Source organism: Caenispirillum bisanense (assembly GCF_900230255.1).
In the GTDB taxonomy this organism is placed as follows: domain Bacteria; phylum Pseudomonadota; class Alphaproteobacteria; order Rhodospirillales; family Rhodospirillaceae; genus Caenispirillum; species Caenispirillum bisanense_A.
In genome coordinates this window covers 222,220-243,348 of sequence record NZ_OCNJ01000002.1, presented here as the reverse complement: position 1 = coordinate 243,348, position 21,129 = coordinate 222,220, and the positions used below count along the sequence as shown (strand labels likewise).

General features: G+C 71.4%; 17 protein-coding genes and 1 tRNA gene. 5 read left to right on the top strand and 13 right to left on the bottom strand.

What is annotated here, in order from left to right:
• Nucleotides 1–5: 5 nt before the first annotated feature.
• The 9 genes from truB to CRP50_RS05555 all read right to left on the bottom strand — a co-directional run bounded on the left by truB (nucleotide 6) and on the right by CRP50_RS05555 (nucleotide 9,677).
• Complete coding sequence (gene truB, locus CRP50_RS05595) at nucleotides 6–938, bottom strand: tRNA pseudouridine(55) synthase TruB (RefSeq protein WP_097278002.1); 933 nt, start codon at nucleotides 936–938, stop codon at nucleotides 6–8.
• On the bottom strand, nucleotides 928–1,437 hold the full coding sequence (gene rbfA / locus CRP50_RS05590; protein ID WP_097278001.1) for a 30S ribosome-binding factor RbfA: 510 nt from the start codon (nucleotides 1,435–1,437) through the stop codon (nucleotides 928–930). The genes truB and rbfA overlap by 11 nt, the downstream gene beginning before the upstream one ends.
• A gap of 91 nt (nucleotides 1,438–1,528) precedes the next feature.
• The gene (infB, locus tag CRP50_RS05585; RefSeq protein WP_097278000.1) at nucleotides 1,529–4,222 is read right to left on the bottom strand and encodes a translation initiation factor IF-2; all 2,694 of its coding nucleotides are present in this window, start codon (nucleotides 4,220–4,222) and stop codon (nucleotides 1,529–1,531) included.
• A 175-nt stretch (nucleotides 4,223–4,397) separates the two neighbouring features.
• Complete coding sequence (locus tag CRP50_RS05580; protein ID WP_245913379.1) at nucleotides 4,398–5,132, bottom strand: RNA-binding protein; 735 nt, start codon at nucleotides 5,130–5,132, stop codon at nucleotides 4,398–4,400.
• An 8-nt stretch (nucleotides 5,133–5,140) separates the two neighbouring features.
• Nucleotides 5,141–6,712 (bottom strand): transcription termination factor NusA, encoded by a 1,572-nt coding sequence (gene nusA / locus CRP50_RS05575; protein WP_097277999.1) that lies wholly within the window; start codon nucleotides 6,710–6,712, stop codon nucleotides 5,141–5,143.
• A 16-nt stretch (nucleotides 6,713–6,728) separates the two neighbouring features.
• Entirely contained in the window at nucleotides 6,729–7,274 is a 546-nt protein-coding gene (gene rimP, locus CRP50_RS05570) for a ribosome maturation factor RimP (RefSeq protein WP_097277998.1), read from the bottom strand.
• 159 nt (nucleotides 7,275–7,433) lie between these two features.
• Nucleotides 7,434–8,408 (bottom strand): diacylglycerol/lipid kinase family protein, encoded by a 975-nt coding sequence (locus tag CRP50_RS05565; RefSeq protein WP_176525046.1) that lies wholly within the window; start codon nucleotides 8,406–8,408, stop codon nucleotides 7,434–7,436.
• Nucleotides 8,409–8,431: 23 nt separating this feature from the next.
• Entirely contained in the window at nucleotides 8,432–9,028 is a 597-nt protein-coding gene (locus CRP50_RS05560) for an exopolysaccharide biosynthesis protein (protein WP_097277996.1), read from the bottom strand.
• A 52-nt stretch (nucleotides 9,029–9,080) separates the two neighbouring features.
• Nucleotides 9,081–9,677 carry a thiamine phosphate synthase gene (locus CRP50_RS05555; protein ID WP_097277995.1) on the bottom strand — a complete coding sequence of 199 codons (597 nt, stop codon included), beginning with the start codon at nucleotides 9,675–9,677 and terminating at the stop codon, nucleotides 9,081–9,083.
• 60 nt (nucleotides 9,678–9,737) lie between these two features.
• Between CRP50_RS05555 and CRP50_RS05550 the strand changes: the two genes are divergently transcribed.
• Complete coding sequence (locus CRP50_RS05550; protein ID WP_097277994.1) at nucleotides 9,738–10,427, top strand: YggS family pyridoxal phosphate-dependent enzyme; 690 nt, start codon at nucleotides 9,738–9,740, stop codon at nucleotides 10,425–10,427.
• 25 nt (nucleotides 10,428–10,452) lie between these two features.
• On the opposite strand, the gene CRP50_RS05545 is transcribed toward CRP50_RS05550, so the two are convergent.
• The gene (locus CRP50_RS05545) at nucleotides 10,453–11,331 is read right to left on the bottom strand and encodes an ion transporter (RefSeq protein WP_097277993.1); all 879 of its coding nucleotides are present in this window, start codon (nucleotides 11,329–11,331) and stop codon (nucleotides 10,453–10,455) included.
• Between the two features lie 131 nt (nucleotides 11,332–11,462).
• Here CRP50_RS05545 and CRP50_RS05540 point away from each other — a divergent pair.
• Nucleotides 11,463–11,537: transfer RNA gene (locus CRP50_RS05540), tRNA-Thr, on the top strand.
• Between the two features lie 255 nt (nucleotides 11,538–11,792).
• On the opposite strand, the gene CRP50_RS05530 is transcribed toward CRP50_RS05540, so the two are convergent.
• Together CRP50_RS05530 and CRP50_RS05525 are read right to left on the bottom strand one after the other, a co-directional pair.
• Complete coding sequence (locus CRP50_RS05530) at nucleotides 11,793–12,215, bottom strand: hypothetical protein (protein WP_097277991.1); 423 nt, start codon at nucleotides 12,213–12,215, stop codon at nucleotides 11,793–11,795.
• Between the two features lie 191 nt (nucleotides 12,216–12,406).
• Nucleotides 12,407–14,251 (bottom strand): cation:proton antiporter, encoded by a 1,845-nt coding sequence (locus CRP50_RS05525; RefSeq protein ID WP_176525045.1) that lies wholly within the window; start codon nucleotides 14,249–14,251, stop codon nucleotides 12,407–12,409.
• A gap of 143 nt (nucleotides 14,252–14,394) precedes the next feature.
• Between CRP50_RS05525 and CRP50_RS05520 the strand changes: the two genes are divergently transcribed.
• The 3 genes from CRP50_RS05520 (at nucleotide 14,395) to CRP50_RS05510 (ending at nucleotide 20,206) form a co-directional block, all read left to right on the top strand.
• Nucleotides 14,395–16,449: an ATP-binding protein gene (locus tag CRP50_RS05520; protein WP_176525044.1), complete on the top strand. Its 2,055-nt coding sequence runs from the start codon at nucleotides 14,395–14,397 to the stop codon at nucleotides 16,447–16,449.
• Between the two features lie 43 nt (nucleotides 16,450–16,492).
• Nucleotides 16,493–18,274: an SLC13 family permease gene (locus CRP50_RS05515; RefSeq protein ID WP_097277988.1), complete on the top strand. Its 1,782-nt coding sequence runs from the start codon at nucleotides 16,493–16,495 to the stop codon at nucleotides 18,272–18,274.
• An 84-nt stretch (nucleotides 18,275–18,358) separates the two neighbouring features.
• On the top strand, nucleotides 18,359–20,206 hold the full coding sequence (locus CRP50_RS05510; protein WP_097277987.1) for a potassium/proton antiporter: 1,848 nt from the start codon (nucleotides 18,359–18,361) through the stop codon (nucleotides 20,204–20,206).
• 13 nt (nucleotides 20,207–20,219) lie between these two features.
• Here the strand turns inward: CRP50_RS05510 and CRP50_RS05505 are convergent, their stop codons facing one another.
• Nucleotides 20,220–21,128 carry a hypothetical protein gene (locus tag CRP50_RS05505; RefSeq protein WP_097277986.1) on the bottom strand — a complete coding sequence of 303 codons (909 nt, stop codon included), beginning with the start codon at nucleotides 21,126–21,128 and terminating at the stop codon, nucleotides 20,220–20,222.
• Nucleotide 21,129 lies beyond the last annotated feature (1 nt).

Genomic DNA, 21,129 nt, shown 5'->3' with positions numbered 1-21,129 from the left:
TTCTATCAATCGTGTGTGTTGATGACACGGACCGGGCGGATTTCCCCGCCTTCGATCCTGGCCAGAGCCACCACGCGTTCGCCGCACATGGCGCGCACCGTCGTACCGGCGATGACGCCCTGAACATCGGAACGCCGAACGACGGGCAGCACCGGAAGGGGCTGTCCGTGCGTCAGGCGGATGGCCTCCGCTTCCGTCAAGGCCAGTGCCGGGATGTCGTCCAGCGCGGTCGCGACGGGAAGCAGGAAGTCGGATGACGCGGCACTATGACCGAGGGTCTCCAGTTTATCCAGCGAAATCGCGCCGGCCTCGGTGAAGGGTCCGCAGGCCGTGCGGCGCAGTGCCGCGACGTGTCCGACGGTGCCGAGCGCGCGGGAAAGATCGCGCGCGAGGCTGCGCATGTAGGCGCCCTTGCCGCTGACCACGCGGAACTCGGCATGGTCGGCATCGGGCTGGGATACCAGGCTGAAATCCTCGATGAGGATGCGGCGGGCCTTCAGCTCCACCTCCTCGTCGCGGCGGGCGAGGTCGTAGGCGCGGCGGCCCTCCACCTTGACGGCGGAGAACTTGGGCGGCACCTGCTCGATCTCGCCGATGAAGGCCGGCAGGGCGGCATTGATCTGCTCGGCGGTCGGGCGCACGTCGGAGGTCGCCGTCACCTCGCCCTCGCGGTCGTCGGTGGAGCGTTCCTCGCCCCAGCGCACGGTCAGGGCGTAGGTCTTGCGGCCGTCCATGACGTAGGCGACGGTCTTGGTGCCTTCGCCGAGGGCGATGGGCAGCACGCCCGACGCCAGCGGGTCGAGGGTGCCGCCGTGGCCGACCTTGGCGGCGTCGAGCACCCGGCGGACGCGCGACACCACCGCCGTCGAGGTCATCCCGACGGGCTTGTCGACGGCCAGCCAGCCGTCGATGGGGCGACCGCGCCGCTTACGCCCCATGCCGGTCGCCGCCCGCGTCGCCGGCGTCGGCCTCTTCGCCGGTCTCGTCCTCGTCCCCTTCCTCGGCGCCTTCCTCGTCTTCGTCCTCGTCGGCGAAGCCGTCGGGATAGGCCGGGCCGTGGTCGAGGTCGCGCACCACTTCAGGGCTGTGCAGCAGCACGTTGATGTGCTGCGCCTCGTCGAAGCTCTCGTCGGCCTGGAACGACAGGTTGGGCACGTATTTCATGCGCATCTGGCGCGCCAGTTCGTGGCGCAGGTGCGGGCCGATGCGGCGCAGCGCCTGCAGCACGGGCTTGGGATCGCCGCCGCCCAGCGGCGTGACGAAAGCGGTGGCGTTGCGCAGGTCGGGGCTGACCCGCACCTCGGTCACCGTCACCGGGCGGTCGAGCCCGGCATTGCCGAAATCGCCGCGCTCCAGGGCCCAGGCCAATGCGTGACGGATTTCCTCGCCCACCCGCAGCTGGCGCTGGCTGGGGGGCTTGCCGCGTCCTCTGGTCATGACGCTCTTGTCCTTTCAGTCCGGATGGGCCGGAAGCGGTGAAGCCCGGCTGGGCCGGGCTTCACTGTCGACCTCGAAGGAGCGGGGAGCCTTACAGCTCGGCCGCCACTTCTTCCATCTCGAAGCACTCGATGAGGTCGCCTTCCTTGATGTCGTCGTAGTTGGCGAACGACATGCCGCACTCGAAGCCCTCGCGCACTTCGCGGACGTCGTCCTTGAAGCGCTTGAGCTGGCCGAGCTCGCCCTCGTGGATCACCACGTCGTCGCGCAGCAGGCGAACCTTGCAGCCGCGCTTGATGATGCCCTCGGTGACCATGCAGCCGGCGACCTTGCCGACCTTGGTGATGTTGTAGACCTGGCGGATCTGCGCGTAACCGATGAACTTCTCGCGGAAGGTCGGCTCGAGCAGGCCGGTCAGGGCCCGGCGGATGTCTTCCGCCACGTCGTAGATGATGGAGTAGTAGCGGATCTCCACCCCGTCGCGGCGCGACAGCTCGCGCGCCTGCGGGTTGGCGCGGACGTTGAAGCCGATGACCAGCGCTTCCGACGCCTTGGCGAGCGTGATGTCGGACTCGTTGATGCCGCCGACGGCCGAGTGCAGCACGCGCACCTTGACCTCTTCGGTCGACAGCTTCTCCAGCGTGCCGACGATGGCTTCGACCGAACCCTGCACGTCGGCCTTGATGACCACCGGCAGTTCCTTGGCCTCGCCCGCCTTGATCTTGGCGAACATCTGCTCCATCGAGCCGCGCGCCGACTTGACGGCCAGCGCCTCGCGTTCCTTGCGCTGGCGGTAGCTCGCGACGTCGCGGGCCTTGGCCTCGTCCTCGACGACGCTGAAGTCGTCACCGGCCTGCGGCGTGCCCTGGAAGCCCAGCACCTCGACCGGGAAGGCCGGACCGGCTTCCTCGACGCGATTGCCGTGGTCGTCGATCATCGCACGCACGCGGCCCCATTCGGTGCCCGCCACGAAGATGTCGCCGACCCGCAGCGTGCCGCGGCGGATGAGGACGGTGGCGACGGACCCGCGGCCCTTCTCCATCTTCGCCTCGACCACGGTGCCTTCGGCCATGCGGTTCGGGTTCGCCTTGAGGTCGAGGATTTCCGACTGCAGGAGGATGGCCTCCTCCAGCTTCTCGAGGTTCAGGCGCTTCTTGGCCGACACTTCGATGGACAGGACGTCGCCGCCCATTTCTTCCACCACCAGCTCGTGGTTGAGCAGTTCCTGGCGGATGCGGTCCGGGTTGGCGCCCGGCTTGTCCATCTTGTTGATGGCCACCACCACCGGCACTTCCGCGGCGCGGGCGTGACGGATGGCTTCGATGGTCTGCGGCATGATGCCGTCGTCGGCCGCCACCACAAGGACGACGATGTCGGTCACCTTGGCACCGCGGGAGCGCATGGCGGTGAACGCCTCGTGGCCCGGGGTGTCGATGAAGGTGATCTTGTCGCCCGAGTGCATGGTGACCTGATAGGCACCGATGTGCTGGGTGATGCCGCCGGCTTCCGACGATACGACGTCGGTTTCGCGCAGCGCGTCGAGCAGCGAGGTCTTGCCGTGGTCGACGTGGCCCATGACGGTGACCACCGGCGGGCGCGAGACCATCTCGTCCGGCCGGTCGTCGGCACCGCCCAGGCCATCGAGCACGTCGGCTTCCGACACGCGCTTGGCGCTGTGGCCGAATTCGGCCACCACCAGCTCGGCGGTGTCGGCGTCGATGGGCTGGTTGATGGTCGCCATCACGCCCATCTTCATGAGCGTCTTGATGACGTTGGGCGCGCGCTCGGCCATGCGGTTGGCGAGTTCCTGCACGGTGATCGTCTCGGGGACGATGACCTCGCGGACCTGCTTCTCCGACGGCTGGTTGAAGCCCTGCTGCTTGCGGCGCTCCTTCTGGGCGGCGCGGCGCATGGCCGCGACCGACCGGCCGCGCGGACCCCGCTCGTCGTCGTCGAGCGCGGCAGCGATGGTCAGCTTGCCGCGGCGCTTGCCGTCGGCGGCCTTGCTGGGCGCGGCCACCTTGCGCGGCGCCGGACCCTTGGGCGCGGCGGCACCGCCGCCACCACCGCCACCGGGGCGGCGCGGACGATCCTCGTCCTCGTCGTCGCCACGGCCGGCCGGGCGGGCACCCGGAACGGCCGGACGGGCGGTCGCCGGAGTCGCGGCGGCCGGGCGGCCGGGCTGGGCCGGACGCGCAGCCGGGGCTTCCGGCGCCTGCTCGGGCTCGGCCGCGGCGGCCGGGGCCTCCGGCTCGGCCGGACGGGCGGCTTCGGCAGCGGCGGCCTGCGCCTCTTCCTCGGCGCGGCGCTTGGCCTCTTCGGCCTCGCGCAGGCGGCGCTCCTCTTCCTCGGCCTTGCGGCGCGCGGCTTCCTCGGCGGCCCGGCGGGCCTCCTCTTCCTCGCGACGCTTCTGGTCGATGATGGCGCCCTGCAGGGCGGCCAGACGGCGCTGGCGCTCTTCGCTGGCCAGGTTGCCGGACGGCGGGGTCACGCCGCGGGTGTCGCGGCGCGGCGGGTCGATCCGGCTGGATTTCGGCTGCAGACGCACGCCGCCGGGGGAGGCAGCGCGCTCGACCTGCGGCGCATCCGCCGCGGGAGCGTCCGCACCCTCGGGCCGCTGACCTTCGGTGCCGGGCGCGATGTGGCGCTTCTTGCGGCGCTCGACCTGCACCACCTTGGTGCGGCCGTGCGAGAAGCTCTGCTTCACCTGGTCGGTTTCGACCCGCTTCGACAGTTCCAGCTTCCCTTTACCGAGCGTCAGCTTCCGTTCGTTCTCGTTCGCCATAAGCTTCAATCAGTCTCCGGTTCCCCGGTCCCGACCGTCTTGCCGGGACCTCGTGTGAAGGCGCCGCGCCTCGCGCTGGCTCCTTCCTCGAACGACCCGGCCGGGCCGGATCCTTCACAAATTCTTTTCGGCGACGGGCCGGCTCTGCCGGACGTCCGCGCGTCTCATCCTTCTTTCAGCACGAAGACCGGCCTCCCCTGTACCTGGCAAGCCGCTCCGCCTGCACTCCGATGCGTTCCGCGAGCGACGCCTGGGCGCGCCCTTGAGCGGAAATGACCGCATGAACCGTTATGTCCCGTCCGAACACGGCGCCCAGTTCGGCGCCGGTGAACAGGTCGATCACCGGCAGATCGGGGGCGAGTGCCCGGATCTTGCCTCGGCCGTCCGCGGCGCCGTCACTGGCCTCCAACAGGACGACCGCACCCTGCCGCTTGTCCTTCAGCAGGGCGCGTACCTTGTCGTAACCGGCGGTCACAGAACCCGCCCGCCGGGCCAGACCCAGAAGATCCAGGACCTTGCGGCGCATCAGCGCCTCGATGCGGTCCGGCAGATCGGCCGGAACCTCCACCTTGCGGCGCGCCGCCCGAGCGAAAGCTCGCTTGGTCATGGCCGTTTCTATCATATCCCGGCGGGGGCTCAACCACAAACCCCGACCGGGCAGGGCGTTTTCCAGGTCGGGCACCACCGTTCCGTCCGGCGCGAGCACGAAACGGATCAAATCTTCCCGCGGGCGCACCTCGCCGGAGACGATGCAGCGGCGGTGTGGACCGGCGGGTTCCGAGCCTTCCGGATCGAAGCCCTCGCCGTCCTCCACCACCACGCCGTCGTCCATCGCCGCGTCGTGGTCGGGCGAGGGCACCGCGGGGGTGCCCTCCTCGACCTGCGTGCTGTCCGGCCGCTGCTGCGCCATCGGTCGCGTCAGCCCTCCTGGCTTTCGGCGTCGCCTTCGGCGGCGGCGGCGGCGGGCTGCTGTTCTTCGTCGTCGAACCAGTGGGCGCGGGCGGCCATGATGATGGCGTTCGCCTCGTCGTTGGTCAGCTGGTCCTTGCCGACGATCTCCTGCAGTTCGTCACCGGCCAAGTCGCCCAGGTCGTCGAGCGTCTTCACGCCGTTCTCGCCGAGCGCCACGACCATCACCGGGGTCAGGCCGTCGATGTCCATCAGCTCGTCGGCGACGCCCAGTTCGCGGCGGCGCTCGTCGGCCTTCTCGTTGCGCTCCTCGATGAAGACGCGGGCGCGGGCCTGCAGTTCGGCCGCCACGTCCTCGTCGAAACCCTCGATGGTCGACAGCTCGTCGAGCGGGCAGAAGGCGATCTCTTCCAGGCTCTCGAAGCCTTCGGTGACCAGGAGATGGGCAATGACGTCGTCGATATCCAGGGCCTCGATGAACAAAGCCGAGCGGGTGCGGAATTCTTCCTGCCGGCGCTCGCTCTCTTCGGCCTCGGTCATGATGTCGATGTCCCAGCCGGTCAGCTGGCTGGCGAGGCGCACGTTCTGGCCGCGGCGGCCGATGGCCAGCGACAGCTGGTCGTCGGGCACCACCACTTCCATGCGGCGGGTTTCCTCGTCGAGCACCACCTTGGCCACTTCCGCCGGCGCGAGGCCGTTGACCACGAAGGTGGCGGCGTCTTCCGACCACTGGATGATGTCGATCTTCTCGCCCTGCAGCTCGGCCACCACCGCCTGCACGCGCGAGCCGCGCATGCCGACGCAGGCGCCGACCGGGTCGATGGAGCTGTCCTTGGACAGCACGGCGATCTTGGCGCGCGAGCCGGGGTCGCGGGCGACCGCCTTGATCTCGATGATGCCGTCGTAGATTTCCGGCACTTCCTGGGCGAACAGGGCGGCCATGAAGCCCGGATCGGTGCGCGAGCAGAAGATCTGCGGGCCGCGCGGCTCCTGCCGCACGTCCTTGATGTAGCAGCGCACGCGGTCGCCGTTCTTGAAGTGCTCGCGCGGGATCAGGTCGTCGCGGCGCATGAGCGCCTCGGCGCGGCCCAGGTCGACGATGACGTTGCCGAACTCGACGCGCTTGACCAGGCCGTTGACGATCTCGCCGATGCGGTCCTTGTACTCGTTGTACTGACGCTCGCGCTCGGCGTCGCGGACCTTCTGGACGATGACCTGCTTGGCGGTCTGGGCGGCGATGCGGCCGAAGTCGATGGGCGGCAGCGGATCGACCAGGAACTGGCCGACCTCGATGCCCGGTCGCTTGCGGGCGGCGCGGTCGAGCGGGATCTGGATGTTCTCGTCCTCGACCTCGGCGCGCGACGGCACGACCTCGAGGTAGCGGGCCAGACGGATCTCGCCGGTGTGCCGGTCGATGGTGGCGCGGATGTCGTTCTCGTGCCCGTACTTGGAGCGACCGGCCTTCTGAATGGCCTGCTCCATGGCGAGGAACACTTCTTCCCGCTCGATGCCCTTGTCGCGGGCCACCGTGTCGGCGACCTGCAGGAGCTCGGGACGGGCCATGCCTACGGTTCGTTCCATCTCTCTTCGCCTAGCCTCAGTTGTCGTCGTTGTCGGCGGCGGCATCGGTCTCGCCGGCCTCTTCTTCGTCCTGCTGCGCCTTCGCCCAGGCCAGCAGCGCGTCGTTCAGGACCAGTTTCGCCTTGCCGATGGCATGGCGCGGGATGCTGACTTCCTCGTCGGTTTCCACGAGTCGCAGCTTGACCTCGTCGGTCTCCGGGTCGCGGCCGAGCAGCTGGCCGGAGAAGCGCTTGCGGCCGTCGTGCGGCTGCGCCAGTTCCACCTTGGCGTCGAACCCGGCCCAGACGTCGAAGTCCTTGGCGCGGGTCAGCGGCCGGTCGAGGCCGGGCGAGCTGACTTCCAGGTGATAGGCGCCGGCGATCGGGTCCTCGACGTCGAGAATGGCCGAGACGGCATGGCTGATGGCCGAGCAGTCCTCGATGCCCATGCCACCGTCCTTGCGCTCCGCCATGATCTGCAGCGTCTGGCGCTGGCCGCCGAACAGCTGCACGCGCACGAGCTCGTAGCCCATGTCGTCGAGCGTCGGTTCGATCAGGTCGGCGATGCGGGTCGTCAGGTCCATCGGTCGGTCTTCATCCCGTGGTGGTGGTGAAACAAAAAAGAGCGGGCCTTCGGGGCCCACTCTCCAAACCCCGAAGGGGCATGAGAATGTAGGATTACAACGTGTAATATAGCGAATTCGGCGCGCCGTGCAAGGAAAGACGTGGGCGACGCCGCCGCGTCACAGCGGCAACGGCGGCGCCGGCGGCGGCTCGGCGCCGAACTCGCGGTGACGGCCGGGCACCCAGGCGTCGGCGGCGGCCGGGATGGGGTCGGGTTGGCGCACATTCAGGCCATGACGGTCGACGCGGTACAGCAGCGGGCCGCGGATGAAGTCCAGCTCGCCGTCGTTGGCGACGGCGCGCGACCGCTCGAAGTGGATGTCCACCGCCGGCACGCGGATGATTTCCAGCTCCGGGTCGGTGTGCAGGGTGCCGAGGAACATCTTGGCCATCTGCCCGACCGAGCCGGCCCATCCCTTTTCGTGGCTGACGTAGACCGAAAGAAGCCCGTCGCGCAGCGAAGGGCGGCGGAACAGGCGGCCGGTGCGGAACTCGTACTCGCTGGTGGCGACGATGAGGGCGGGGGTGGAAATCTGCCGCTCGATGCCGTCGACGGTCAGCACCACGTCCATGCGGCGGTGGCGGCGCAGAGCCCGCCACATGGCGCGCATCATGGCCGGCCACTTGCCGTAGCCGAACAGGCGGCGGCGCCGCTCGCGGTCGATGATCATCTCGGGGTAGAGGCCGAGCGCCGACTTGTTGAGGAAGAGGTCGTCGTTCACCAAGCCGATGTCGATGGGCGCCACCGGCGCATCGGCCAGCGCCCGCACGGCGGCGTCGAGGTCGAGCGGCACGCCGAGGTCGCGGGCCAGCAGGTTCATGGTGCCGAGCGGCAGCACCGCCATGGTGCCGCCGGCCGCCCGCACATGACGCGCCGCCGCCCGCAGCGTGCCGTCGCCGCCGCCGACCCAGACCTCGCCGCCGCCGCGGGCGGCCTCGGCCAGGACGCGGTCGATGTCACGCGGATGGACCACTGCCACCTCGACGTCCGTCAGCCCGGCGGCGCGGGCCGTGGCGGCGAGGCGCGCGGCCAGTTCACCGCGCTCGAAGCGGCGGGCGGTGCCGGATTTGCGGTTGACGACCAGCGTGGGCACGGGCGGCTTTCTCCTGTCGAACGTCAGACGGCCAGGGCGGCGAGACCGCCGGCGCCCCAGATCAACGCTCCGAAGAAGGCGAAGGCCGCGAGGCTCGCCGCCCAGCCGGCCAGGATGCCGAGACCGTCGCGCGTCAGCAGGCCGAGGCTCAACGCCACGATGGCGAAACCCGGGGCGGCGTTGCCGAAGGGAATGGGCAGCGCCAGCAGCAGGCCCATGGCGAGCAGCAGCAGCGCCGTCACCACCGTCAGCGGTGCCCGCGACACCATCGGCAGGCGCGGCCGGAAGCGGCGCTCGATGCGGCGGAGCAGCGGCACGGCGCGGCGCAGGATGGCGTCCAGCGCCCGCCGCGGCACCCGGCGGCGGCCGACGAAGCCGGGCAGCGCCGGGCGCGAGGCACCGACCATCATCTGCACCGTCAGCAGCATGACCAGCGAGCCGAACAGGAAGCCGGTCGGCAGGCCCGGCGACGGCACGGTGCCGAACAGGCCGAACACCAGGATGGCGAGCGGCAGCGAGCGGTCGGCGAAATGGCCGGACATCTCGGTGAGCGTCGGACCCTCGGGGCCGCCCATGCGACGCAGGCGGCTGATGGTCAGGGTCAGGCTGCGGGCGGTCATCGGGCTCCCTCGCGGACCAATCGTCGTTCCTGCAAATGAGGATGGGGAGCGATCAAGGCAAGCGTGTGGCGACCGGCGGCACGCCGGCCAGCGCCGCCGCGCCCGGCAGCCGCCGCGCCGTCGCCGCCGTCACCCCGCCGAGCGCCGCCACCGGCACCCCCGCCCGCCCCGCCCACAGGGCGAAGCGCACGGGGCCGAGCGTGGCCGCGCCGGGGTGGCTGCGGGTCGGGAACACCGGCGACAGCAGCGCGAGATCAGCCCCCAGCGCCGCCGCCCACGCCAGCGCGGCGGGGGAATGGGCGGCGACCGTCAACACCCCGCCGCGTCGCCGCAGCCACAGCCGGGCCACCGGCGGCGGGCCGCGCCGCGCCAGGTATTCGGGCAGATGGAGGCCGTCGGCGCCGAGGGCGGCGGCGAGGCGCGCATCGCCCGCCACAAGCAGATACAGGCGCCGCTGGCGGCAGACGCGCGCCAGCCGCGCGCCCAGCGCCCGGCGGTCGGGGGCGTCGTAATGGCGGAACAGGACGACGGTGCCGGGCGGCAGGCGCGCGGCCATGGCCGCCGGGTCGGGCGTGCGGGCGGCGTCGGTGACGGCGAGGCGCGGCCGCGCGGCCGGCGGCGCGTCCTTCGGGAAATTGAGCCGGCGCATGGGCTTTGCTAGGGTGCGGGTCCACATGCCGCCACTCTAGCACCGGGTTCCGCCGCCGCCATGTCCGACCAGTCCTCCCCCGTCGATCCCGCCGCCAACCTCGCCACCGTGCGCGACGCCATCGCCAAGGCCGCCCGCGACGCCGCCCGCGACCCCGAGTCGGTGACGCTGGTCGCCGTCTCCAAGGTGCACGGCGAGGACCGCATCGTGCCCGTGCTGGAGGCCGGCCAGCGGGTGTTCGGCGAGAACCGCGTGCAGGAGGCGCAGGGCAAGTGGCCGGCGCTGAAGGAGCGCTTCCCCGGCGTCGAGCTGCACCTCATCGGCCCGCTGCAGTCCAACAAGGCGAAGGAGGCGGTGGCGCTGTTCGACGTCATCGAAACGGTGGACCGCGACAAGATCGCCGTCGCGCTGGCCGCCGAAATGGACAAGCAGGGCCGCCGCATCCCCGTGCTGGTGCAGGTCAACACGGGGAAGGAGCCGCAGAAGGCCGGCATCGCGCCCGAGGAGGCCGACGCCTTCATCGCCCGCTGCCGCGACGAGCTGAAGCTCGAGGTGCGGGGCGTCATGTGCATCCCGCCGGTGGACGAGGAGCCGGCGCTGCACTTCGCCCTGCTGCGCGAGATCGCCCGCCGCAACGGGCTGCCCGTGATCTCCATGGGCATGAGCGACGACTATCCGACCGCCATCGCCCTCGGCGCCACGCACGTGCGGGTGGGCACCGCCGTGTTCGGCACCCGGCCGGGGCACTGACCCGCGGCCGGATGCCGCGGCCGGATCATTCGGCCGCGGTGCCGTCGCGGGCCGGCGCCAGGGTCCGCAGCATGGCCTTCATTTCGGCCAGCTCGGCGCGGATGGCGGAGAGATCGGCGTGATCCTCGGCATGGATGACGGCCATTTCCGTCTTCACGTCCGCCGTCACTTCCGCCGCCGCCTCCTCGCGCTCCGCCTGGGCGACCTGGGACATGGCGTCGACCACGATGCCGATGAACAGGTTCAGAATGGCGAAGGTCATGGTGACGATGAAGGGGACGAAGAACATCCAGGCGTAGGGGTAGACCTCCATCACCGGCCGCACGATGCCCATGGACCAGCTTTCCAGGGTCATCACCTGGAACAGGGTGTAGAGCGAGGCGCCGATGGTGCCGAACCAGTCGGGGAAGCTGTTGCCGAACAGCTTGGTCGCCAGCACCGCGCCGACGTAGAAGCACAGCGCGATGATGGCGCAGACCGAGAACAGCCCCGGAATGGCCGACACCAGCGCCGTCACCACGCGGCGCATCTGCGGCACCACCGAGATGAGGCGCAGCACGCGCAGGATTCGCAGCGTACGCAGCACGGCGAGCGGGCCGCTGGCCGGCACCAGGGCGATGGCGACGATGATGAAGTCGAACACGTTCCAGCCGTCGCGGAAGAACCCGAGGCGGCGGTAGCCCAGCTTGGCCAGGATCTCGAAGGTGAAGACGGCCAGCACCAGCCGGTCGAACAGGTGCAGCGCCGGCCCGACGGCGGCCACGACGGCGTCCGAGGTTTCCAGGCCGAGGGTGACGCCGTTCAGGATGATCAGCACCATGATCGCCCGCTGGACGGGCACGCTCTCGACCCATTGGCCGAGGCGGGCGGTGAAGGCAGATGGTGCGGCGGCGACGTCGGTCATTTTGGCTGTGGTTCCCCGATCGAACTGCGAATCGGAGCGATTGTATGCGCCGCCGCGGCTTTTGAAAGCGGCATCGCATTGCCGCTTGCAAATCCAGGAAGGGTCGCCTATTTTCCCGGCCTCTTCCCGGCGCCGGCGTAGCTCAGGGGTAGAGCAACTGATTCGTAATCAGTAGGTCGTAGGTTCAAATCCTATCGCCGGCACCAGTTTCGGAAAGGCCCGACCACCACGGTCGGGCCTTTCTTCTTTGGCGACGCGACAGACGCGGGAAAGTCACCGTCAAACGAAACCGACGGATGCGTCAGGTTTTCCCAGACGACACCGAAGTCCGGTCCATAGTGGAACACGATGTCGACTTCCGGTGTTTCTCACCCGAAGGCGGCGCGTTCCATCGCCACGTGGACCACCCCGACATCCGGCGTGACGATGGATCCGCCGCCTTTGCCTTCCCCCGGCACCACTCACAGGGCGCGTGACAGGCGACCCGGCCGGTAGCGCGCCTCCAGCGCCGCCCGGCCCTCGGCCAGCAGCTCCGGCCCGTGGTGCGGCGCCACGTCGCAGACGGCACAGGCCTCGTCCAACGACACCCACTCCACGGTCACCAGCACCACCAGGCCACGCTGTTCCGCCGGCAGGGCGAGCAGGCGCACGTGCAGCGGCGGCAGGCCGTCATCGGCGGGGCAGACCAGTTGTTCGGTCGCGGCGTGGAGTTCCCGGAACACGGCGGTCAGCGACGGCGCCTGCGGCCGCCGTGACGGGTCGCGCGGCAGGCGCGCCACCGCCATGGCGACGGCGCAGTCGGCGGCCATGCGCGATCCGGTGAGAAGGTAGGCGTGACGGCGCAGGCGGGGCAGATGGTGGCGCAGGGCGGAAGCATCGAGCATGGCGGAATCCGGCCTCGTTAGCGGGACTGTCGCATCAATTCTCCGCCGGCCGGCGTCGCGCCGGCCGGAAACCACCCCCGACAGTATGCGGAGTCGCCATGCGCCGGTTCAACCCACGGGGGGCCGGTCGCGGCCAGCATGAGGATAGCCGGATATACCGAAAGATCGCCCGCCGCCGCGGCCGCCGGCGGTCAGTCGGCCGCCAGCCGGGCGTCGGCTCGGGCCGGGGATTCCTCCGGCGGCGGGGCGAAGTAGACCAGGCAGTCGCCGTCGCGGGCACGGGCGGTGCGCTCGCGCGTGTTGAAGACGATGCGGCCGTCCTCCTTCAGGATCATCAGCGGCAGGTCGCCCGGACCGCGCACCTGATCGCCGATGGATCCGTCGAGCGCCTGCGGATGCCGCACCTCGAACCGCCAGCCCTCGCGCAGCAGGTCGTTGGCGGTGGCGAAGTCGAGGCCGGGGGCGGCGACGATCTTGCCGCGCCAGTCCAGCTCCGGCAGGCGGCGGCTGTCGCGCGACTTGCCGTGGGCGAGCGCCAGCTGGTGCACCCGCTCGCGCCCCAACTCGGGCGCGAAACGGGCGCAGACCAGGGCGTTGTAGGCGTCGTCCTCGGTGGCGGCGAGCACGTAGTCGGCGAAGCCGCTGTCGAGCGCCGCCTCCACCTCGGCCGACAGGATCTCGACGGCGAGCCCGGGGATGTCGTGCTCGCGCGCCGGCCGCAGGGCGGCCCACGACTGGTCGGCCATGAGCACCGGCACCCCCGCCTCGCCCAGCACCTGCGCCAGGCGGGTGGTCCACGGGTTGGCGCCGACGATGAGGATGCCGGGCCGCGAGCCGCCGCGCAGGCCGAGGCGCCGCGCCAGCGGGCCGAGGGTCATGCCCTGGAACACCACCGAAGCGGCGATGACGGCATAGACCATGGGCTCGATGAGGTCCGCCCCGCGATAGCCGGCGTCGGCCAGCCGGCCGCCGGCGATGCCGGCCAGGGCCGCCGCCACGATGCCGCGCGGCCCGATCCAGGCGACCAGCAGGCGCTCCCGCCACGGCAGGCCGCTCCACAGGGTGGCGATCAGGATGGCGGCCGGCCGCACCGCCACCAGCACCACGCCCACCAGCACCGCCACCGCCCACGGCACCGTCTCGAAGTCGGCGAAGGACAGGTTGGCCGCCAGCAGGATGAACAGCGCCGACACCAGCATGGTGCTCAGCGACTCCTTGTTGCGGCTGAGCGGCTTCAGGCCGGTGATCTGCAGGTTCGCCAGCGCCAGCCCGAAGACGGTGGCCGCGAACAGCCCGGCCTCCGCCTGCAGCAGGTTGGCGGCGGCATAGAGGCCGAGGGCGCCGGCCAGCAGCAGCGGCGTGCGCAGCACCTCCGGCACCTTGTCGCGGTGGAAGGCGTGCCGCACCGCCAGCGCCGCCGCCAGCGCCATGATCCCAGACGCCAGCAGCGCCAGCATGACGCGCCCGAGCAGGGCGACGGCGCCGCTGCCGTCCGGCTCGTGCGGCGCGACGACGATGAGGTATTCCAGCACCAGCACGGCGATCATCGCGCCGAACGGGTCGTTGACCACCGCCTCCCACTTGAGCAGCGAGGCCGGCCGCCGCTTCAGCCGCACCTGGCGCAGCAGCGGCAGGATGACGGTCGGGCCGGTCACCACCATGATGGCGCCGAACAGCACCGACGGACCCCAGCCGACGCCGACGATCCAGTGCGCCGCCAGCGTCCCGAACAGCCAATTGAGCGGCAGCCCCAGCACGACGAGGCGCGAGATCCCCACCTTGACCTCGCGCAATTCCCGCAAGTCGAGCTTCAACCCGCCCTCGAACACCACGACGGCGACCGCCATGCCGACGATGACCTCGAGCCCGTGGCCGAGCTGCTCGCCCGGCCGGATGAGGCCGGTGACGGGCCCGACCACCAGGCCGAGGCCGAACAGGAGCACGATGGGCGGGATGCGGGTGCGCCACCCGACCCATTGCGCCGCGACGCCGCCGACGATGGTGGTCGCGACGAAGATGAAGAGGGTGCCGTCCATGGAAGGGCTAAACGGCGGAGCCCGCCGGAGGTTCGCGCAGGCCTCCCGCCCCCGGCCCCGGATGGCCCGATCACGCCACGGATGACGCGGCGGCGCGGCGCTGATACCATTCATTCGTTAGTGGCATTCGGATGTTCCCACCCTTGGCGCAGCCACCCCCCGTTCCGGCGTCCCCGACCGTCGCGCTCCTGAGCCGGCTGGTGCGTGCCGTCCTGCTCATCGTCGTCGTATGGGTGGTGGCCATGGCCGCCCTGTGGGTGCTCGCCGATCGCGCCCGTACCCGCACCGCCACCGACGCCTCGGTGGACCTGCTGCACACCGTGCTGGCCGCCGAAGAACGGCGCTTCGGCATGACGGCGCGCGACTACACCTGGTGGGACGACGCCATCGCCAACGTGCTGGTGGCCCCCGACCCCGTGTGGGGCGACAACAACATCGGCCAGTACCTGTCCGAGGCCTTCGGCGCCGACCTGTCGCTGGTGATCGCCGGCGGCGGCGACCTGCTCTACGGTGCCAGGGATGGCGAGCGGATGACGCCGCCCGAGGCGTCGTCCCTGGGCGCCGGCTTCGCCGATCTCGTGCGCGCCGCCCGCGCCGCCCCCAGCGAGCCGCAGCCGCAGTGGGCGGCCGGGCTCGCCCTGCTCGACGGCGAGCCGGCGGTGGTCGGCGTCTCCCGCTTCGTGCCCGAGCGCGCCGACAGCCCGCCGACGCCCGATCCGCAGGCCGTTCTGGTCGTCGCGCGCCGGCTCGACCCCGAATGGCTGGCCGAGATCGCCGAAGGCTACAAGCTCAAGGGCCTCACCCTCACCGCCCCGGGCCAGCCCCTGCCGGCGGAACACGCGGCGAGCAGGCGGCTCACCACCCTCGACGGCGCGCCGGTGGCGACCGCCAGCTGGACGCCGCACATGCCGGGCGCCCGCCTCGACGCCACCGTGCTCGCCACCATGGCGGCCCTTTCCCTCGCCATGCTGGCGCTGCTCGGGGTGTTCCTCGCCCGCGCCCGCCGCCTCGCCCGCAGCATCGCCGACGACGACGACGCCCGCGCCGTCCAGGCGCGCGCCCTCGCCGAGAGCGAGCAGCGGCTGCGGCTGGTCATCGCCAATGCCCCCGTCGTGCTGGTCGTCACCGATGCCGAGGGCCGCATCCAGTTGCTGGAAGGGCGCATGGTGCCGCTGCTGGCCGACATCGCCGAACTCGCCCCCGGCCGCCTGCTGGCCGACGCCGCCGCCGCGGTGCCGGGCTTCGACGCCGTGGTCGAGCGCGCCGCCGCCGGCGCCTCCGCCTCCACCGGGATCGTCGCCGCCGGCCATGCCTTCGAGGCGGCCTGCGCCCCGGTGCGCGACGCCGCCGGCATCACCGTCGGCATCGTCTGCGTGCTGACCGACGTGACCGAGCGCAAAGCCATGGAAGACGCCCTGCGCCGCACCCTCGACGAACTCACCCGGTCCAACGGCGAACTGGAACGCTTCGCCTACGTCGCCTCCCACGACCTGCAGGAACCGGTGCGCACCATGGTCGGCTACGCCCAGCTGGTGCGCCGGCGCTTCGACGACCGGCTGGACGACGACGGCCGCTCGTTCCTGTCGTACATCGAGGAAGGGGCGCTGCGCATGCGGGCGCTGGTGCAGGGGCTGCTCACCTACTCCCGCCTCGGCTCGGAAGCGGCGCGGCCGGAGCCGGTGGACGCCGCCATCGCCCTGTCGACGGCGCTCGACAACCTGGCCGCCACCATCCGCGAGACGGGCGCGTCGGTGGTCGCCGGGCGGCTGCCGACTGTCTACGTCGAGCCGCTGCAGATCATGCAGGTGTTCCAGAACCTCATCGGCAACTCCCTGAAGTTCCGCCACCCGGTGCGGCGGCCGCAGGTGACCATCCTGGCAGCGCGGGTGGCCGACGGCTGGCAGTTCACCGTCCGCGACAACGGCATCGGCATCCCGAGCGACAGCCTGACCAGCGTGTTCGGCCTGTTCAAGCGCCTGCACGGGCCGGGGCAGTTCCCCGGCACCGGCGTCGGCCTCGCCATCTGCCAGCGCATCATCGAGCGCAACGGCGGCCGCATCTGGGTGACCTCGGAACCCGACGCCGGCAGCGCCTTCCACTTCGTCCTGCCGGCGGTGCCCGACAGCGCCGGCGCGGAAGAGCCGTCCGCGGCGGAGGACGATGCAGCGGCTATCCCCGGGCGCATCGCGCAGGTATAGTCGAGCACCTTTCGCCCACTGTGCCGGGACGATCCGCCGCTCCATGACCCTTCCCGACCCCTCGGCGCTGTTCGTCATCGCCCTGCTGGTGGCGGTGTTCGTCGCCTTCGTCAGCGAGCGCTTCCCGCCCGATTCCGTGGTGCTCGGGGCGGTGGCGGCGCTGCTCGCCACGGGCATCCTGCCGGTCGGGGAACTGCTGGACGTGTTCTCCAACGCCGCCCCCATCACGGTGGCGGCCATGTTCATCCTGTCGGGCGCGCTCATGCGGACCGGCGCCATCGAGGCCTTCGGCGAGGCTGTCTCCTCGGTCGCCAAGCGCCAGCCGAGCCTGGCGCTGGCCGCCGTCATCGTGGTGGTGGTGACGGTGTCGGCCTTCGTGAACAACACGCCGGTGGTCATCGTGCTGATCCCGGTGGTGATCAAGCTGGCCGGGCGGCTCGGCCATGCGCCGTCGCGCTATCTGATCCCGCTGTCCTACGCCGCCATCCTGGGCGGTACGACGACCCTGATCGGCACCTCCACCAACCTGCTGGTGGACGGCGTGGCGCGCGAGCGCGGGCTCGAACCCTTCGGCATGTTCGAGATCACCCTGCCCGGCCTCGTCCTGGCGCTGGTGGGCCTGCTCTACCTGGTGCTGGTGGGCCACCGGCTGCTGCCCGACCGCTCCACGGTCTCCAACATGCTGGCCGGCGACCAGCGGCCGCGCTTCCTGACGGAAGTCATCATCCCCGAGGGCTCGCCGCTCATCGGCACGCGCCCGCGCGACAGCGCCGTCTTCACCCGCCACGACCGGCGGCTGGTGGACGTCATCCGCGGCGACGAGTCGCTGCGCCGCGACCTCGACGACGTGCTGCTGGAGGCGGGCGACCGCGTGCTGGTGAAGACGCCGGTGCACGAGGTCATGTCGCTGCGCGAGGACAGCGCCGTCACCTTCCACGACCCCCACGCGGTGGAACCCGTGGGCAGCCGCCAGACCATGGTGGTGGAGGGCCTGGTGGCGCCGGAAAGCCCCATGCTGGGCAAGACGCTGCGTCACCTGCGCCTGCGCCGCCGCTACGGCGTCTATCCGCTCGCCATGCACCGGCGCGGCGAGAACATCGGCGCCAAGCTCGAATCGGTCGCCCTGCGGGTCGGCGACACCCTGCTGATGGAAGGCGCGGCCGAGGACGTGCGCCGCCTGTCCGAGGAACAGGGCATCGTCAACCTGACCGAGCCGCAGGAACTGCCCTACCGCCGCCGCAAGGCACCGGTGGTGCTGGCCGCCGTGCTGGCGGTGATGGCCCTGGCGGCCATGGAGGTGCTGCCCATCGTCAGCCTGGCGGTCATCGCCGTCGCCGCGGTGATCCTGACGCGCTGCATCGACCCCGACGAGGCCTATCGCTCCATCGACTGGCGCATCCTGGTGATGATCTTCGGCATGCTGGCCGTCAGCCGCACCATGGAGACGACGGGCGCCATGGCGTGGATCGTCGACGGAGTCATGGCGGTCGTCGGCCACATGTCGCCGTGGATGGTGCTGGCCGTGGTCTACGCCCTGACGTCGCTGTTCACCGAGATGGTGTCCAACAACGCCATCGCCGTGCTCATCACGCCCATCGTCATCGGCATCGCCGAGCAGTTGGGCGTCGACCCGCGGCCCTTCGTGGTGGCGGTGATGTTCGCCGCCTCGGCCAGCTTCGCCACGCCCATCGGTTACCAGACCAACACGCTGGTCTACGGCGCCGGCGGCTACAAGTTCGCCGACTTCCTGCGCATCGGCGTGCCCATGAACCTGATCGTCGGCGCCGCCGGCATCCTGCTCATCCCCCACTTCTGGCCGTTCTGAGCGTTGTAAGGGCGCGCGGCGGGGGCCATATAAGACTCTCCCGCCGCCGCCCCCTTCCCACCGCCCGCCAGGAGTCCGCCGCCCGTGCTCGACGCCGTCAACATCGCGATTCTGTTCGGCGCCGGGCTCATCACCCTCAGCATCTTCACGAGCCTGCTGTCCATGCGCGTCGGCGCGCCGCTGCTGCTCGTGTTCCTGCTCATGGGGCTGGCGGCCGGCGAGGACGGGCTCATCGGCATCGAGTTCGACGACGCCCCCGCGGCCTATTTCGTCGGGTCGCTGGCGCTCGCCGTGATCCTGTTCGACTCGGGCTTCGGCACGCCGCTGAAGAGCTTCCGGCTCGCCGCCGGGCCGGCGCTGGCGCTGGCGACGGTCGGCGTGCTGCTGACCGCCGGCTTGGTCGGCGTGGCGGCACGGCTGCTCATGGGGCTCGACTGGATCCAGGCGCTGCTGCTCGGCGCCATCGTGTCGTCCACCGACGCCGCCGCCGTGTTCTTCCTGCTGCGGGTCGGCGGCATGAAGCTGCGCGACCGGGTACGCTCGACGCTCGAGATCGAGTCGGGCTCCAACGACCCCATGGCGGTGTTCCTCACCATCCTGCTCGCCGACATGGCGGCGGCCGGCATCGGCCTCGGGGATCTCGGGCCCGAGGTGGCGCTGACGGTGGTGCAGCAGCTGGGCCTCGGCCTCGTGTGCGGCTTCGCCGGCGGCAAGGCCATCGTCTTCGTCATGCGGCGGGTGCGGCTCGACGCCATGCTGTCGCCGCTGACCGTGCTGTCGCTGGCGCTGACCTTGTTCGGGCTGGTCAGCGTGGTCGGCGGCTCGGGCTTTCTGGCGGTCTACGTCGCCGGCGTGACGGCGGGCAACGACACCCTGCCGCAGGCCGCCATGCTGAAGCGCTTCCAGGCCGGCATGACGTGGCTGGCGCAGATCGTCATGTTCCTCACCCTCGGCCTGCTGGCGACGCCGTCCTCCTTCGGCGCCGTGGCGTGGCCGGCGGTGGCGCTGGCGGTGTTCCTCATCGTTGCGGCGCGGCCGCTGGCGGTGTGGCTGGTGCTGCTGCCCTTCCGCTTCACGGCGCGCGAGACCCTGTTCGCCAGTTGGGTGGGCCTGCGGGGCGCCGTCTCCATCCTGCTCGCCATCGTGCCCATGGTGGCGGGCATCGAGGACGGCCAGACGCTGTTCAATACCGCCTTCATCATCGTGCTGGTGAGCCTGGTGGTGCAGGGCTGGTCGGTGCGCGCCGTGGCGCACCGCCTGGGCATGCTGGTACCGTCGCGCTCGGGCCTGGTGGAGCGCTTCGAGCTGGAACTGCCCGACCGCGCCGGACACGAGCTGGTCATCTACCGCATCACCGAGCACGCCGCCGTCACCGAGGGCGAACGGGTGCCGCGCTGGGCCCGCCCGGCCCTGGTGGTGCGCGACGGCCGCTCGCTGCCATGGCGGCAGGCGGGCGCGCTGCGCCTGGGCGACTACGTCTACGTGTTCATCAACCCGCGCTACGTGCCGCTGCTCGACCGCCTGTTCGCCCGCCCCGACGGGCCGGACCTGTCGGACACCGCCTTCTTCGGCGATTTCCCGCTGAGCCCCGACGCGACCATCGACGGCGTCGCCGCCCTCTACGGCCTGCCGACGCCGCCCGGCCTCGACCCCACCCGCACCCTGGCGGAAACCTTCGAGCTGGTGTTCGACGGCCGCGCCACGCCCGGCGACCGCATCCCCATGGGGGCCGCCGAGATCATCGTGCGCGAACTGGACGACGAGGGGGAGATCCGCTCCCTCGGCCTCGGCCTGGCGCCGGTGCCGGCGCGGCGCCTGCTGCTGCCGGCGTGGCTGGCGCGGCTGGTGGCGCCGCTGGCGCGGGTGCGCGACGCCGGCACCCGGCTCAAGCTGCGCCTCGGGCGGCGACGGCGGCGCGCGATGGAAGGCTGAGGCGGCGCGCCGCCTACTTCCGCACCCGGCAGTATTGCCCGTCCTTTTCCAGCGCCCGGCAAGCGGCGGCGGCGTCGACGCCGTCCGGCGGCACGGCGAGGACGCGCACGAAGCGCCCCTTGCCGGCGATCTCCACCGGCTCGAAGCGCACCGCCCAGTCGCGCAGGCGCGGCACGCGGTCCTGCAGGGAGGCCCATTCCGCGGCGGCGCCCGCGTCGTCGCGCAGGGACGCGAGGTGCACGGCAGGCCCACCCGCGGCCGGGGCGGCGGCGGTCGCCTTCTCGCGGGCGGCCAGGTCGGCGCGGGTCGGGCCGAGCACCTCGGGCGGCGGCACGGCGGCGGCGGACTGTTGGGGGGCTTCGCGCCGTTGCTCCGTCGCCTCGCGGACCACCGGCGCGGGCGCGGCAGCGGCGGCGCCGGGCGAGATGACGCGGTTGTAGCGCGCCTGCTCGATGGCCGGCAGGCGCTCGGCGACGCGCGGGTCGTCCTCGCGGCGCAGCACCAGATAGGCGTCCTTGTAGCGTCCGACCAGGGCACCGTCCTCGCGCAGGGCGTAACCGTCGAAGGCGCGGCCGCCGCACAGCACGGTCACGGCCGTCAGCGGCACGTCCGGCCCGCGGCGCTCCAGCCACGAGCCACCGAAGCCGAACCAGTCGGCGGCGGTGGTGCCGCGCACCTCGTAGGTCGGGTCGGGGCAGTTGCGGCCGAGCGGGTCGGTGATCTGGTCCGCCGTCACCCGCATGGCCTGATGCCGCAGCACCTGGCGCTCCGCCTCGGTCGGCAGCCGCGTGCCGCTGTCGTAGACGCCGTCCACCAGCCAGGTGCCCGCCAGCGGCGCCGGCGGCGCGTCCATGGTCTGGGCGCAGGCGGCGAGCAGGGCACAGGCGGCGAAGGCGACGGGCAGACGGGGCAGAGCGGGCATG

Excerpts from the sequence above, each read along its gene's own strand:
- nusA (WP_097277999.1), bottom strand. The coding sequence starts at position 6,712 with ATGGAACGAACCGTAGGCATGGCCCGTCCCGAGCTCCTGCAGGTCGCC.
- CRP50_RS05525 (WP_176525045.1), bottom strand. The coding sequence starts at position 14,251 with ATGGACGGCACCCTCTTCATCTTCGTCGCGACCACCATCGTCGGCGGC.
- CRP50_RS05515 (WP_097277988.1), top strand. The coding sequence starts at position 16,493 with ATGACCCTTCCCGACCCCTCGGCGCTGTTCGTCATCGCCCTGCTGGTG.
- CRP50_RS05505 (WP_097277986.1), bottom strand. The coding sequence starts at position 21,128 with ATGCCCGCTCTGCCCCGTCTGCCCGTCGCCTTCGCCGCCTGTGCCCTG.
- rbfA (WP_097278001.1), bottom strand. The coding sequence starts at position 1,437 with ATGACCAGAGGACGCGGCAAGCCCCCCAGCCAGCGCCAGCTGCGGGTG.
- rimP (WP_097277998.1), bottom strand. The coding sequence starts at position 7,274 with ATGGACCTGACGACCCGCATCGCCGACCTGATCGAACCGACGCTCGAC.
- CRP50_RS05580 (WP_245913379.1), bottom strand. The coding sequence starts at position 5,132 with ATGGCGCAGCAGCGGCCGGACAGCACGCAGGTCGAGGAGGGCACCCCC.
- CRP50_RS05545 (WP_097277993.1), bottom strand. The coding sequence starts at position 11,331 with ATGACCGACGTCGCCGCCGCACCATCTGCCTTCACCGCCCGCCTCGGC.
- CRP50_RS05555 (WP_097277995.1), bottom strand. The coding sequence starts at position 9,677 with ATGCGCCGGCTCAATTTCCCGAAGGACGCGCCGCCGGCCGCGCGGCCG.
- infB (WP_097278000.1), bottom strand. The coding sequence starts at position 4,222 with ATGGCGAACGAGAACGAACGGAAGCTGACGCTCGGTAAAGGGAAGCTG.
- CRP50_RS05530 (WP_097277991.1), bottom strand. The coding sequence starts at position 12,215 with ATGCTCGATGCTTCCGCCCTGCGCCACCATCTGCCCCGCCTGCGCCGT.
- truB (WP_097278002.1), bottom strand. The coding sequence starts at position 938 with ATGGGGCGTAAGCGGCGCGGTCGCCCCATCGACGGCTGGCTGGCCGTC.
- CRP50_RS05560 (WP_097277996.1), bottom strand. The coding sequence starts at position 9,028 with ATGACCGCCCGCAGCCTGACCCTGACCATCAGCCGCCTGCGTCGCATG.
- CRP50_RS05550 (WP_097277994.1), top strand. The coding sequence starts at position 9,738 with ATGTCCGACCAGTCCTCCCCCGTCGATCCCGCCGCCAACCTCGCCACC.